General features: G+C 69.3%; 10 protein-coding genes. 8 read left to right on the plus strand and 2 right to left on the minus strand.

All coding sequences use genetic code 11. The annotated features are described in order from the left end of the window. Positions 1–6: 6 nt before the first annotated feature. From P8A18_RS26050 to P8A18_RS26060, 3 genes are read left to right on the plus strand one after another with little or no spacing between them, the layout of a single operon-like run. Entirely contained in the window at positions 7–717 is a 711-nt protein-coding gene (locus tag P8A18_RS26050; protein ID WP_306058182.1) for a GNAT family N-acetyltransferase, read from the plus strand. 60 nt (positions 718–777) lie between these two features. Then, the gene (locus P8A18_RS26055) at positions 778–2646 is read left to right on the plus strand and encodes an IucA/IucC family protein (RefSeq protein ID WP_306058184.1); all 1869 of its coding nucleotides are present in this window, start codon (positions 778–780) and stop codon (positions 2644–2646) included. A gap of 50 nt (positions 2647–2696) precedes the next feature. Next, positions 2697–4667 (plus strand): ATP-dependent DNA helicase, encoded by a 1971-nt coding sequence (locus P8A18_RS26060; protein ID WP_306058186.1) that lies wholly within the window; start codon positions 2697–2699, stop codon positions 4665–4667. An 82-nt stretch (positions 4668–4749) separates the two neighbouring features. On the opposite strand, the gene lexA is transcribed toward P8A18_RS26060, so the two are convergent. Then, a complete protein-coding gene (gene lexA, locus P8A18_RS26065) occupies positions 4750–5544 on the minus strand; it encodes a transcriptional repressor LexA (RefSeq protein WP_026249583.1) in 795 nt (264 codons plus the stop codon). Between the two features lie 495 nt (positions 5545–6039). On the opposite strand from lexA, the gene nrdR reads away from it, so the two are divergent. From nrdR to P8A18_RS26080, 3 genes are all read left to right on the plus strand, one after another. Continuing rightward, entirely contained in the window at positions 6040–6552 is a 513-nt protein-coding gene (nrdR, locus tag P8A18_RS26070) for a transcriptional regulator NrdR (protein ID WP_018551516.1), read from the plus strand. A gap of 167 nt (positions 6553–6719) precedes the next feature. Next, a complete protein-coding gene (locus P8A18_RS26075) occupies positions 6720–9617 on the plus strand; it encodes a vitamin B12-dependent ribonucleotide reductase (RefSeq protein WP_306058188.1) in 2898 nt (965 codons plus the stop codon). 195 nt (positions 9618–9812) lie between these two features. Then, entirely contained in the window at positions 9813–10928 is a 1116-nt protein-coding gene (locus tag P8A18_RS26080; protein ID WP_306058190.1) for a hypothetical protein, read from the plus strand. Between the two features lie 132 nt (positions 10929–11060). Here the strand turns inward: P8A18_RS26080 and P8A18_RS26085 are convergent, their stop codons facing one another. Beyond that, entirely contained in the window at positions 11061–11597 is a 537-nt protein-coding gene (locus P8A18_RS26085) for a TerD family protein (protein WP_306058192.1), read from the minus strand. A gap of 191 nt (positions 11598–11788) precedes the next feature. Between P8A18_RS26085 and P8A18_RS26090 the strand changes: the two genes are divergently transcribed. Beyond that, positions 11789–12394, plus strand: a complete 606-nt coding sequence (locus P8A18_RS26090) for a YdbC family protein (RefSeq protein ID WP_306058194.1) — start codon at positions 11789–11791, stop codon at positions 12392–12394. Positions 12395–12484: 90 nt separating this feature from the next. Next, entirely contained in the window at positions 12485–13144 is a 660-nt protein-coding gene (locus P8A18_RS26095) for a histidine phosphatase family protein (protein WP_306058196.1), read from the plus strand. Positions 13145–13150: the final 6 nt, after the last annotated feature.

Here is a 13150-nt window from a genome sequence, read left to right on the forward strand (position 1 = left end):
CCACCGTTGCCTCCCTCCGATGCGCACACCAGTCTCGCCGATCGGCGGGACACGGGCGCCGAGGACACACTCGAACTGCGGATCACCGCTGAACTCCGCGCGCTCTTCCAGGAGGAGGCACCCACGCCCCGGCACCGTGACCCCTCGTCCGGACCCCTCGGCCGGCCGGCGGACTGGCAGCCCGTCGCCACCCCGGCCGGGGTGTTCCAACTCGTCCCCGTCCGCCCCGAGCGCGATCTCACAATGATCAGCCGGTGGATGAACGACCCCGTGATCGCGGCCTTCTGGGAGCTCGCCGGCGACGAGAGCGTCACGGCCGGGCATCTCGCCTCCCAACTCGACGGCGACGGCCGCAGCATCCCCTGCCTCGGCGTGCTGTCGGGTACGCCCATGAGCTACTGGGAGATCTACCGGGCCGACCTCGACCCGCTGGCCCGCCACTATCCCGCCCGGCCGCACGACACAGGAGTCCACCTCCTCATCGCCGAAGGCCACCGCGGCCGGGGCACCGGCACGACGCTGCTGCGCGCCGTGGCCGGTCTCGTACTCGACAACCTTCCGCTCTGCACCCGGGTCGTGGCCGAGCCCGACCTCCGCAACGTCCCATCCGTCTCCGCGTTCCTGAGCGCCGGATTCCGCTTCTCCGCCGAGGTCGACCTCCCGGAGAAGCGGGCCGCGCTGATGATCCGCGACCGAGCCCACCGAACCAGCCCATGAACCCTTCCCCGACCTGTCCGCACCGCTCGAACCCCATCGGTTCCATCCCGAGGAGTCCCCGTGCCGAAATACCCTGCGCACCACGCCGCAATGGAGCCGCCCGCGCTGCTCAGTACCCCGGAGCTGAACCGGGAGGCCTGGGACCGGGCCGCCGCCCGGATGCTCGCCAAGACGCTCGGTGAGTTCGCCTACGAGGAAGTCATCGAGCCGGCCGTACGAACCCCCGGCGGCGACACCTACACCCTCGGACTGGACGACGGCTCCACCCTGAGCTTCACCGCCCGGCGCGGCGTGTACGGCAGCTGGCGCGTGGACCCGGAATCGATCCGGGAAACAGCCCACCCCGACTCCCACCGGGCGGCGGACGGCCAGGACCCGCAGGCAGCGGACGGCGTCCCCTTCCGCGATCCGCTGCTGTTCCTCACCCGGGCCCGCCACCTCCTCGGGCTCGACGGCGCCACCCTCGGCCACCTCATCCGTGAGCTGACCACGACGCTCACCGCGGACGCCCGCCTCGACCACACCGCGCTCACCGCCGCCGAACTGGCCGACCTCGGCTACGCGGAACTCGAAGGCCACCAGACCGGCCACCCCTGGATCGTCGCCAACAAGGGCCGCCTCGGCTTCTCCGCCACCGACGCCTCCCGCTACACCCCCGAGGCCAGGAAACCGGTCAGGCTGCCGTGGCTGGCCGTCTCCCACCGGATCGCCGCCTACCGGGGCGTGGGCCGGCTGGCCACCCCGGGGCCGCTCTACGCCCAGGAGCTCGACGCCGAGGTCCGCGCGTCCTTCGCCGACACCCTGCGCGCCCGCGGCCTCGACCCGGACGCCTACCACTACCTGCCCGTCCACCCCTGGCAGTGGGACGAGTGGATCGTGCCGCTCTTCGCCCCGGCCATCGCCGTCGGCGACATCGTGCCCCTGCCCGCCGACCCGGACGTGCGGCTGCCGCAGCAGTCCATCCGTACCTTCGCCAACGTCGCGCGACCCGACCGGCACACGGTCAAGCTCCCGCTGTCGATCCTCAACACGCTGGTCTGGCGCGGGCTGCCGACCGAGCGGACCATCGCCGCCCCCGCCGTAACGGACTGGGTGCTGGGGCTGCGCGACAACGATCCGTTCCTGCGCGACACCTGCGGCGTCATCCTGCTCGGCGAGGTCGCGTCGGTCACCGTCGAGCACCCGCTGTACGACCACCTCCCCGAGACGCCGTACCAGTTCAAGGAGATCCTCGGCGCGATCTGGCGCGAGCCCCTGCTGCCGCGTCTGGCGCCGGGGGAGCGGGCCCGTACCCTCGCCTCGCTGCTCCACACCGACCCGCGGGGACGCGCCTTCACCGCCGAGCTGGTCGCCCGCTCCGGGCTGACGCCCACCGTCTGGCTCTCCCGGCTCTTCGCCGCGCTGCTGCCGCCGCTGCTGCACTTCCTCTACCGCTACGGCACCGTCTTCTCCCCGCACGGCGAGAACGCGATCGTGGTCTTCGACGACCAGGACGTGCCCGTACGTCTCGCGATCAAGGACTTCGTGGACGACGTCAACGTGAGCGCGCAGCCGCTGCCCGAACACGACACCATGCCGCCCGACGTGCGCCGCGTCCTGCTGACCGAGGAACCGGCCTTCCTCACCCAGTTCATCCACTCCGGACTCTTCACCGGGGTCTTCCGGTTCCTCTCCCCGCTCTGCGAGGAACAGCTCGGTGTCCCCGAGGGCGAATTCTGGTCACTCGTCCGGGCGGAGATCCTGCGCCACCACGCCCGGTTCCCCGAGCTGAAGGAGCGGTTCGAGACGTTCGACATGCTGACCCCGCGGATCGAGCGCCTCTGTCTGAACCGCAATCGTCTGCATCTCGACGGCTACCGCGACCGGCCCGAACGCCCGCACGCGGCGGTCCACGGCTCCGTGGCCAACCCGCTCCACCTCTCGGCGTGAGGCCGGGAGTGAGCGTCGTTGTCAGTGGAGCCCCGTAGGCTGGCCGGGCTATGACGAAGCCATCCCTCCCCGAGCTCCTGCACGCCGCCGTGACCGCCGTCGGCGGTACGGAGAGGCCCGGCCAGGCCGCCATGGCCGGTGCCGTCGCCGAGGCGGTAGACGACCAATCCCACCTGCTCGTCCAGGCCGGCACGGGTACGGGCAAATCGCTCGGCTACCTGGTGCCGGCCCTGGCACACGGCGAGCGCGTCGTCGTGGCCACGGCGACCCTGGCCCTCCAGCGCCAGCTGGTCGAGCGGGACCTGCCGCGCACGGTGGACGCGCTGCATCCGCTGCTGCGCCGCCGCCCCCAGTTCGCCATGCTGAAGGGCCGGTCGAACTACCTCTGCCTGCACCGGCTGCACGAGGGCGTGCCGCAGGAGGAGGAAGAGGGCCTGTTCGACCAGTTCGAGGCGGCGGCGCCGTCCAGCAAGCTCGGCCAGGACCTCCTGCGCATGCGGGACTGGGCGGACGAGACGGAGACGGGCGACCGGGACGACCTCACCCCCGGCGTCTCCGACCGGGCCTGGGCGCAGACCTCCGTCACGTCCCGGGAGTGCCTGGGCGCCACCAAGTGCGCGTACGGGGCGGAGTGTTTCGCCGAGCAGGCCAGGGAGCGGGCCAAGCTCGCGGACGTGGTCGTCACCAACCACGCGCTGCTGGCGATCGACGCCATCGAGGGCGCCCCGGTGCTCCCGCAGCACGAGGTGCTGATCGTGGACGAGGCCCATGAGCTGGTCTCCCGGGTCACCGGGGTGGCCACCGGCGAGCTGACCCCGGGCCAGGTGAACCGCGCGGTGCGCCGCGCCGCGAAGCTGGTCAACGAGAAGGCGGCCGACGCGCTGCAGACCGCGTCCGAGGGCTTCGAGCGGGTGATGGAGCTGGCGCTCCCCGGCCGTCTGGAGGAGGTCCCGGAGGATCTCGGATACGCGCTGATGGCCCTGCGGGACGCCGCGCGTACGGTGATCTCCGCGATCGGTTCCACCCGGGACAAGTCCGTCCAGGACGAGGACGCGGTCCGCAAGCAGGCGCTGGCCTCGGTCGAGTCCATCCACGCCGTCGCGGAGCGCATCACGCAGGGCTCCGAGTACGACGTCGTCTGGTACGAGCGGCACGACCGGTTCGGCGCCTCCGTGCGGGTCGCCCCGCTCTCCGTCTCCGGGCTGCTGCGCGAGAAGCTCTTCACCGAGCGCTCCGTCGTCCTCACCTCGGCCACGCTCAAGCTCGGCGGCGACTTCAACGGTGTGGGCGCCTCCCTGGGGCTCGCCCCCGAGGGGACCGCGGGCGACGACGTCCCGCAGTGGAAGGGCCTCGACGTCGGTTCGCCCTTCGACTACCCGAAGCAGGGCATCCTGTATGTCGCCCGGCATCTGGCGACCCCGGGCCGGGAGGGCTCCCGTACGGACATGCTCGATGAGCTGGCCGAGCTGGTCGAAGCCGCCGGCGGGCGCACGCTGGGACTGTTCTCCTCGATGCGGGGGGCCAAGGCCGCCGCCGAGGAACTGCGGGGCCGGCTGGACAAGCCGATCCTGCTCCAGGGCGAGGAGACCCTGGGCGAGCTGATCAAGAACTTCGCGGCCGACCCGGAGACCTGCCTCTTCGGCACGCTGTCGCTGTGGCAGGGCGTGGACGTCCCCGGGCCGAGCTGCCAGCTGGTGGTCATGGACCGTATCCCGTTCCCCCGGCCCGACGATCCGCTGATGAGCGCGCGCCAGAAGGCGGTCGAGGAAGCGGGCGGCAACGGCTTCATGGCGGTGGCGGCCACGCACGCCGCGCTGCTGATGGCCCAGGGAGCCGGCCGTCTCGTACGGGCCACGGGGGACAAGGGCGTCGTCGCGGTGCTCGACCCACGCCTCGCCAACGCCCGCTACGGCAGCTATCTGCGGGCCTCGCTCCCCGGCTTCTGGTACACCACCGACCGGAACCAGGCCCGCCGCTCCCTCGCCGCGATCGACGCCGCGGCGAAGGCTGCGCAGGGCTAGGGCCAGTCCTCCCTCCGTACACAACAAGGAGGGCCCCGGGCCAGTGGCCCGGGGCCCGCTCGTACGGCGCGGAGTGCCGGTCTCAGACCCGGCGCAGCACCGCGACGACCTTGCCGAGGATGGTCGCCTCGTCGCCGGGGATCGGCTGGTACGCGGCGTTGTGGGGGAGGAGCCAGACGTGGCCGTCCTCCCGCTTGAAGCGCTTCACGGTGGCCTCGCCGTCCAGCATGGCGGCCACGATGTCGCCGTTCTCCGCGACGGGCTGGCGTCGCACGGTGACCCAGTCGCCGTCACAGATCGCCGCTTCGATCATCGAGTCGCCGACGACCTTCAGCACGAACAGCTCACCGTCACCGACCAGCTGCCGGGGGAGCGGGAACACGTCCTCGACGGACTCCTCGGCGAGGATCGGTCCACCGGCCGCGATCCGGCCCACCAGCGGCACGTACGAGGCGGCGGGCTTGCCCGTGGTGTCCGTCGGCTGGGTGCTCGGCTGGTCCGAGCCGCGTACCTCGTACGCCCGGGGGCGGTGGGGATCGCGGCGCAGGAAGCCCTTGCGCTCCAGAGCCATCAGCTGATGCGCGACGGAGGAGGTGCTGGAAAGGCCGACCGCCTGACCGATCTCCCGCATCGACGGCGGATATCCACGCCGCTGCACGGAATCCCGGATGACCTCGATCACCCGCCGCTGCCGGTCCGTGAGCCCCGAGCTGTCCGCCCGGATTCCAGGAGGTCGTCCGGGGAGCGAGCGCGCTGGGCGACCGGGCTCCGGCCCCTCCGTGTTCGTGACTGAGTCACTCATGGCATGCACCGGTTCGACTCGGCTCTGGGAGCGGTCCTGGGCAGTGATGATGGCACTGTCTGCGGTGGTGGTCACGTCGGCGGCCCCTCTCGAATGGTCTCCCTAGCTGGACAACGGTAGTAGCTTTCGAAAGGTTGCGCCAAACACACGTTCGAGTGAAAAACGAATGAAAGTGTGCCGGGCGTTCGCTGCCGGGTGTATGAGGCTGCGTGTGCGCGCAGCGCCGCGAGGGGGCGGAGGGTGGGTGGCCGTGACCCCCAGACCGTAGCGTTCCGTGCCGCGCCGGACGCGCGCGGGGGTGGCCGCCCGGTCGTCCGCCGTCCGGGCGCTTCCCGTACCCTCTTGGTCGGCCGTACGCTGCCTTCCGGTCGCCCTCCCGGTGCGACACGCTCCAGGGCCAAATGCGCGGCCAAACCCAAGATCTAGTGGTTGGATTGTTCCGGCCGCCCAGAGGTTGTGGTCCCCGTGAATCGGGGGTGCGGTCATCGCCTATGCTTGAGACCGCTTCGAGGGCCCCGCGCCGGGCCTGAAGAGGCTATTCAGTCGTGCTGTGAAGGAGGGTTGGGAGCCATGCACTGCCCCTTCTGCAGGCACCCCGACAGCCGGGTCGTCGACAGTCGCACCACCGACGACGGGACCTCGATCCGCCGGCGCCGCCAGTGCCCCGACTGCTCCCGCCGTTTCACGACGGTGGAGACCTGTTCGCTCATGGTGGTCAAGCGCAGCGGTGTGACCGAGCCCTTCAGCCGCACCAAGGTGATCTCCGGGGTGCGCAAGGCGTGCCAGGGGCGTCCCGTCACCGAGGACGCCCTCGCCAAACTCGGCCAACGGGTCGAGGAGGCGGTGCGCGCGACCGGGAGCGCCGAGCTGACCACGCACGACGTGGGCCTGGCCATCCTCGGCCCCCTGCAGGAACTCGACCTCGTCGCCTACCTGCGGTTCGCGTCCGTGTACCGGGCGTTCGACAGCCTCGAAGACTTCGAGGCCGCCATCACGGAACTCCGTGAGCGGCGGCCCTCCGCAGAAGGATGCGGGAGCGGCGAGACCCTGGAGGTCCCCGTTCCCGCCGTCGCCGCCGACTGAGCGGCAGTAGCCGGCCGCGCCGATCCGGGGATCGGGGCGCGGGCCGGCACCTGGACCTTGTTCCGGGCGGCGTATGACGAATACGGCGGCCGAAGCATCAGACACACACTGTGCCCGGGGAAGTTCTCGGCACTTCAGGGCGTTTTTGCCCATATATGGGAGGCGGCATGACAGAGACGGCGAGCGGCCCGGCACGAGGTTCCCGCAAGGGGACCAAGTCGACTGCGTCCAAGCAGGGCCTGCGTATCGAGCGCATCCACACCACCCCCGGCGTGCATCCGTACGACGAGGTGGCCTGGGAGCGCCGTGACGTCGTCATGACCAACTGGCGCGACGGCTCGATCAACTTCGAGCAGCGTGGCGTCGAGTTCCCCGACTTCTGGTCGGTGAACGCGGTCAACATCGTCACCAGCAAGTATTTCCGGGGCGCCGTCGGCACCCCGCAGCGCGAGACCGGTCTGCGGCAGCTGATCGACCGGATCGTCAAGACGTACCGGAAGGCCGGCGAGGACTACCACTACTTCTCTTCCCCCGCCGACGCGGAGATCTTCGAGCACGAGCTGGCGTACGCCCTCCTGCACCAGATCTTCAGCTTCAACTCGCCGGTGTGGTTCAACGTCGGAACGCCCCAGCCGCAGCAGGTCTCGGCCTGCTTCATCCTGGCCGTCGACGACTCCATGGAGTCGATCCTCGACTGGTACAAGGAAGAGGGCATGATCTTCAAGGGCGGCTCCGGCGCCGGCCTGAACCTCTCCCGTATCCGTTCCTCCAAGGAACTCCTCTCCTCCGGAGGCAACGCCTCCGGCCCCGTCTCCTTCATGCGGGGCGCCGACGCCTCCGCCGGAACGATCAAGTCCGGTGGCGCCACCCGCCGTGCGGCCAAGATGGTCATCCTCGACGTCGACCACCCCGACATCGAGAACTTCATCGAGACCAAGGTGAAGGAGGAGGAGAAGATCCGCGCCCTGCGCGACGCGGGCTTCGACATGGACCTGGGCGGCGACGACATCACGTCCGTCCAGTACCAGAACGCCAACAACTCGGTCCGGGTGAACGACGAGTTCATGAAGGCCGTCGAGTCCGGCGGCAAGTTCGGGCTGCGTGCCCGGATGACCGGCGACGTCATCGAAGAGGTCGAGGCCAAGTCCCTCTTCCGCAAGATGGCCGAGGCGGCCTGGGCCTGCGCCGACCCGGGCATCCAGTACGACGACACGATCAACCACTGGCACACCTGCCCCGAGTCCGGCCGCATCAACGGCTCGAACCCGTGCAGCGAGTACATGCACCTGGACAACACCTCGTGCAACCTCGCCTCGCTGAACCTGATGAAGTTCCTCAAGGACGACGGCAAGGGCAACCAGTCCTTCGAGTCCGAGCGCTTCGCCAAGGTCGTCGAGCTGGTCATCACCGCGATGGACATCTCCATCTGCTTCGCCGACTTCCCGACCGAGAAGATCGGCGAGAACACCCGCGCCTTCCGCCAGCTCGGCATCGGCTACGCCAACCTCGGCGCCCTGCTGATGGCGACCGGCCACGCGTACGACAGCGACGGCGGCCGCGCGCTCGCCGGCGCCATCACCTCGCTGATGACCGGCACCTCCTACCGCCGCTCCGCCGAGCTCGCCGCCGTCGTCGGCCCGTACGACGGCTACGCCCGCAACGCCGAGCCGCACCAGCGCGTCATGAAGCAGCACGCCGACGCCAACGCCGTGGCCGTCCACGCCGACGACCTGGACAACCCGATCTGGACCGCCGCGACCGAGGCCTGGCAGGACGTGATCCGGCTCGGCGCGAAGAACGGTTTCCGTAACGCGCAGGCCTCGGTCATCGCGCCCACCGGCACCATCGGTCTCGCCATGTCCTGCGACACCACCGGCCTTGAGCCCGACCTCGCCCTGGTCAAGTTCAAGAAGCTGGTCGGCGGCGGCTCGATGCAGATCGTCAACGGCACCGTCCCGCAGGCCCTGCGCCGCCTGGGCTACCAGGAGGAGCAGATCGAGGCGATCGTCGCCCACATCGCCGAGAACGGCAATGTGATCGACGCCCCCAGCCTGAAGACCGAGCACTACGAGGTCTTCGACTGCGCGATGGGCGAGCGTTCCATCTCCGCGATGGGCCACGTGCGCATGATGGCGGCCATCCAGCCGTGGATCTCCGGCGCGCTCTCCAAGACGGTGAACCTGCCGGAGACGGCCACCGTCGAGGACGTCGAGGAGGTCTACTTCGAGGCGTGGAAGATGGGCGTCAAGGCGCTCGCGATCTACCGCGACAACTGCAAGGTCGGGCAGCCCCTCTCCGCGAAGACCAAGGAGAAGGAGAAGGAAGCGGTCACGGCCAAGGCCGAGGACACCATCCGTACGGCGGTCGAGAAGGTCGTCGAGTACCGCCCCGTCCGTAAGCGCCTGCCCAAGGGCCGGCCCGGCATCACCACCTCCTTCACGGTGGGCGGCGCCGAGGGCTACATGACCGCCAACTCCTACCCCGACGACGGTCTCGGCGAGGTCTTCCTGAAGATGTCCAAGCAGGGCTCGACCCTCGCGGGCATGATGGACGCCTTCTCCATCGCCGTCTCGGTCGGTCTGCAGTACGGCGTCCCGCTGGAGACGTACGTCTCGAAGTTCACCAACATGCGCTTCGAGCCGGCCGGCATGACGGACGACCCGGACGTGCGGATGGCGCAGTCGATCGTCGACTACATCTTCCGCCGCCTGGCGCTGGACTTCCTGCCCTTCGAGACCCGCTCCGCCCTCGGCATCCACTCCGCCGAGGAGCGTCAGCGCCACCTCGACACCGGTTCCTACGAGCCGACGTTCGAGGAGGAGCAGCTGGAGGCCGAGGTCCTGGCGCAGTCCGCCCCGGTGCGGACGGAGACGCTGAAGGCGGTCCCGGCCGAGAAGACCGGGAAGGCCGAGCCCAAGACGGCCCACACCTCGGCCGAGCTCGTCGAGATGCAGCTCGGCATCAGCGCGGACGCCCCGCTCTGCTTCTCCTGCGGTACGAAGATGCAGCGCGCGGGTTCCTGCTACATCTGCGAGGGCTGCGGCTCGACCAGCGGTTGCAGCTGACACCGAGCGCTTTCAGGGCGTGAAGTAGCTGTTCAGGGCGGTGGAGCCGGTCTCGCGGCTCCACCGCCTTCGACGAGCGTGACGCCTGGCTGTTGTGTTTGATGCAACGCGCCACCGTATCGAGGGTTGTCGCGGCGATTACTCTCGTGGCATGCTCCGGTCCATGATCAAGAGAATCGAGTCCTCCGTCCGCCGATGAACGGGACGACCGGGACAGGGCTGCCCGGATCACCGACAACGCTGTTCGACCACGCGCTGCGGCTACATCAACTGGTTCCGGATGAGCCGCTTCCGCGCGACGGGTACCCCTTTCCCGATGACGCGTTGCACCGTCGCCGAGGCCCGAAGGCACCCAAGGACCGGCACTTGGCCGGCAAGGATATTGCGCTCATTCTGGACACGCATTTCGCGCGGGCCTCCACCCTGCCCAGCGAATTGGCCGACGTCTTCCACGACGTCTATGTCCCGATTCACCACAACGAGCACATCGCCGCCGTGGCTGCGCGGGTGGACATAGAACGCGCTCGTCAAACGGGCCGCTGGCTGGTCCGCTATGGCACCGATCGCTGCTCAGTCACTGTCGGGCTTGCCCTGCTCGCCGTTGCGGGAACAGCTGACGACATCCCGCTGATTCAGACGATCGGGCTGCTCTCCGACCGCTTCGGGCCGCTGGCGGCGCACGCCTTCGAGCGGCAGACAGGAGGAGTCGAAGCCCTGCTCTGGCTCGCCGAGCGAGTCACCGGCTGGGGACGTGTCTACGTCGTCGAAGCTCTCTGCAGACTCGACGACCCAGCTGCCCGACCATGGCTGCTGCGTAGGGCCTGTGATGGCGACTTCCTCAACGGATACTTCGCCGGCAAGGTCGCCACAGTCGCCAGACTCCATGAGGCGCTTGCAGAGCTCGACACTGACCGAGAGATGGTCGACCACATCGGTCGGCTACTCCATCTCATGAGCGACTGCGGGGGGATGGGACTCACTCTCGCTCAATACCCCCATTCGAGAGTGGTCCTGGAAGCTCATGCCCGCCATGTGGGTTTGCTCAGCCCGACCATGGAGCGCTACTTCACGATCGCGGTGCTCACTCAGCACCTGACTACGGAGCCTTCCGAGGCTGCGGGGTGCACCGCGGCACAACAGGAAGCGCTCCGGGCGACCTACCTCGAGGTACTCGACCGCGAGGAGTGGATCCAGGCCGCACGTGCCGGGATTGCCGCGGATGACAACCGGATGCGGTGGCTCGCCGACCACCGGGCGCCACAGCTGAGGCTGCGTGCGTTCCCCGATCGAGAGCCAGATGCCGAGGAATAGCGCACGCCAGGAATGAGTGGTCTCCGCCAGTACCGGTGAACCCGGTGTCCTGAGACACCACGGGTGACATGACAGCGGGTGCGGGCGGGTCTTCACGGAAGACCCGCCCGCACCCGTTCGCCGTTCCCGGTGTCATGCGCCGTAGTCGCGGCTGCCCATCGCCGTGGCGAACGAGTCCGGGTCCCCGTCGAAGCCCCGTACCGTCCCGTGGAAGCGCCAGCCGCCGGCGGAGTCGCGTACGAATTCGGCCACGACGGCCGCCGTGGCGTTGCCCACCGAGGAGAAGTCGTCCTCGGCGAGCGTCGCGTAGCCCTCGCGGATCTGGACCCCGGTGTTCTCTATGGCGCCGAACGTCTTGAGTCCGTCGCGCTGTTGGATGGCCACACCGACGACGACCCGGCCGTACTCCTCGGAGAGCCGGTCCAGCTCCAGCGTCATCTCCTCGTCGTAGCCCAGCCCCTGTCCCGTCCTGCTGTCGCGGTTCAGCGTGATGGTGCCGTCGGGTGCCCGGCTGTCGAAGTGCACGAGGTACGCCGGGCTGCCGTACGGCTCGTCCGCCGGGTAGGTCGCCGCGATGATGTCGAGGTCGTTGGGGGCCTCACTCTGGTCGCTGGGGTCCCACTTGATCCTCACCTCGACCTTTTCGAGGTCCTTGTTGGGAGTGCTCATCGGACTGTCCTCCTGCGCCCGGGGGCGTTGCTCCGGTTCCGTCCTCCGATCATGTCCGTAACTGCCCACGGAACCAACAGGCTTGGATGCGAGCGGCTGAAACGGGCCACGATCCGACGAGAGAAGGCCGGTTCCGGCGTACTGACCCGGAGCGTGACCCACGCCACGCCCGGCGGCCGTACGATGGCGCCGTGCTGGTCAAGTGGATTCGCTGCAGTGTGACGGACCGTCGAGGATTCGAACGGGGGCAGCGGAAGTGGGCGGGGCTGCTGGGTGAGCCGGGGTTCAGGGGGCAGGGCGGCGGCTGGAGCCGTGGCCGGCCCGAGGTGGCGCATGTCTTCGCCTTCTGGGAGAACCGGGTCTTCTACGACTCGTTCATGGCACGCGGCCACGACACCCTGGCGGCCGCGCAGGCCGGTACGTACAACGACATCCAGGTCAAGCTCTTCGAGTACCGCTTCGACGTGAAGACCGGATTCGAACCCCGCTTCACGGACGCGGACGTGCTCAGGGTGGCCCACAGCCAGGTGCACGAGGACCGGGTCGAGCACTTCGCGCTCATGCAGCAGCGGGTGTGGAACCCGGCGATGGCGGGGTCGCCCGGGATGCTGCGGGGCATCTTCGGCGAGGCGCCGGGGCACGAGTTCCTGGTCCTGTCGATGTGGCAGTCCAGCGCCGAGCGCGGAAAGTACCGGCCGGGCAGTGTCGACCGGCTCTCGGAGCGCGCGCAGACCGAACAGGACGTGGCCGCGCTGGCCGGGGACGTCGTGCAACTCGAACCGTCCTGGACGGTGTGACCGCCCGGGAAACGGGGTAGCGCCGACGACATGCACCGATGATTTCCGGACAACTGCTCGAACGGCGGCAACTCGATCTAGGGTCGGTGCATGGCACGACCGCAACGCATCGTTCTTGTCCGGCACGGGGAGTCCGAGGGCAACGCCGACGACACCGTGTACGAGCGCGAGCCCGACCACGCGCTGAGGCTCACCCCCACAGGGCTGCGCCAGGCCCGCGAGACGGGGGTGCGGCTGCGCGAACTCTTCGGCCCGGAGCGGGTCAGTGTGTACGTCTCCCCCTACCGGCGCACCCACGAGACGTTCGCCTCCCTCGGCCTGGACGCCGGGCGCGTGCGGGTCCGTGAGGAGCCCCGGCTGCGCGAGCAGGACTGGGGGAACTGGCAGGACCACGACGACGTCAGGCTCCAGAAGGCGTACCGGGACGCCTACGGGCACTTCTTCTACCGCTTCGCGCAGGGCGAGTCGGGGGCGGACGTGTACGACCGGGTCGGCGCCTTCCTGGAGAGCCTGCACCGCAGCTTCGAGGCCCCCGACCACCCGCCGAACGTCCTGCTCGTCACGCACGGGCTGACCATGCGGCTGTTCTGCATGCGCTGGTTCCACTGGTCCGTGGCCGAATTCGAATCGCTTTCCAACCCCGGAAACGGGGAATCGCGCACGCTGGTACTGGGCAAGGACGGGCGCTACACCCTCGACCGGCCCTTCGAGCGCTGGCGTACCCCTGAGCCGTACGGCATCACCGGATAGAGTGGA

The sequence above is a fragment of the Streptomyces sp. Mut1 genome, assembly GCF_030719295.1.
GTDB lineage: Bacteria > Actinomycetota > Actinomycetes > Streptomycetales > Streptomycetaceae > Streptomyces > Streptomyces castrisilvae.

Bases quoted from the DNA above. Each gene is read 5' to 3' on its own strand.
- P8A18_RS26060 (WP_306058186.1), top strand. From the start codon at position 2,697: ATGACGAAGCCATCCCTCCCCGAGCTCCTGCACGCCGCCGTGACCGCC.
- nrdR (WP_018551516.1), top strand. From the start codon at position 6,040: ATGCACTGCCCCTTCTGCAGGCACCCCGACAGCCGGGTCGTCGACAGT.
- P8A18_RS26075 (WP_306058188.1), top strand. From the start codon at position 6,720: ATGACAGAGACGGCGAGCGGCCCGGCACGAGGTTCCCGCAAGGGGACC.
- P8A18_RS26080 (WP_306058190.1), top strand. From the start codon at position 9,813: ATGAACGGGACGACCGGGACAGGGCTGCCCGGATCACCGACAACGCTG.
- P8A18_RS26085 (WP_306058192.1), bottom strand. From the start codon at position 11,597: ATGAGCACTCCCAACAAGGACCTCGAAAAGGTCGAGGTGAGGATCAAG.
- P8A18_RS26095 (WP_306058196.1), top strand. From the start codon at position 12,485: ATGGCACGACCGCAACGCATCGTTCTTGTCCGGCACGGGGAGTCCGAG.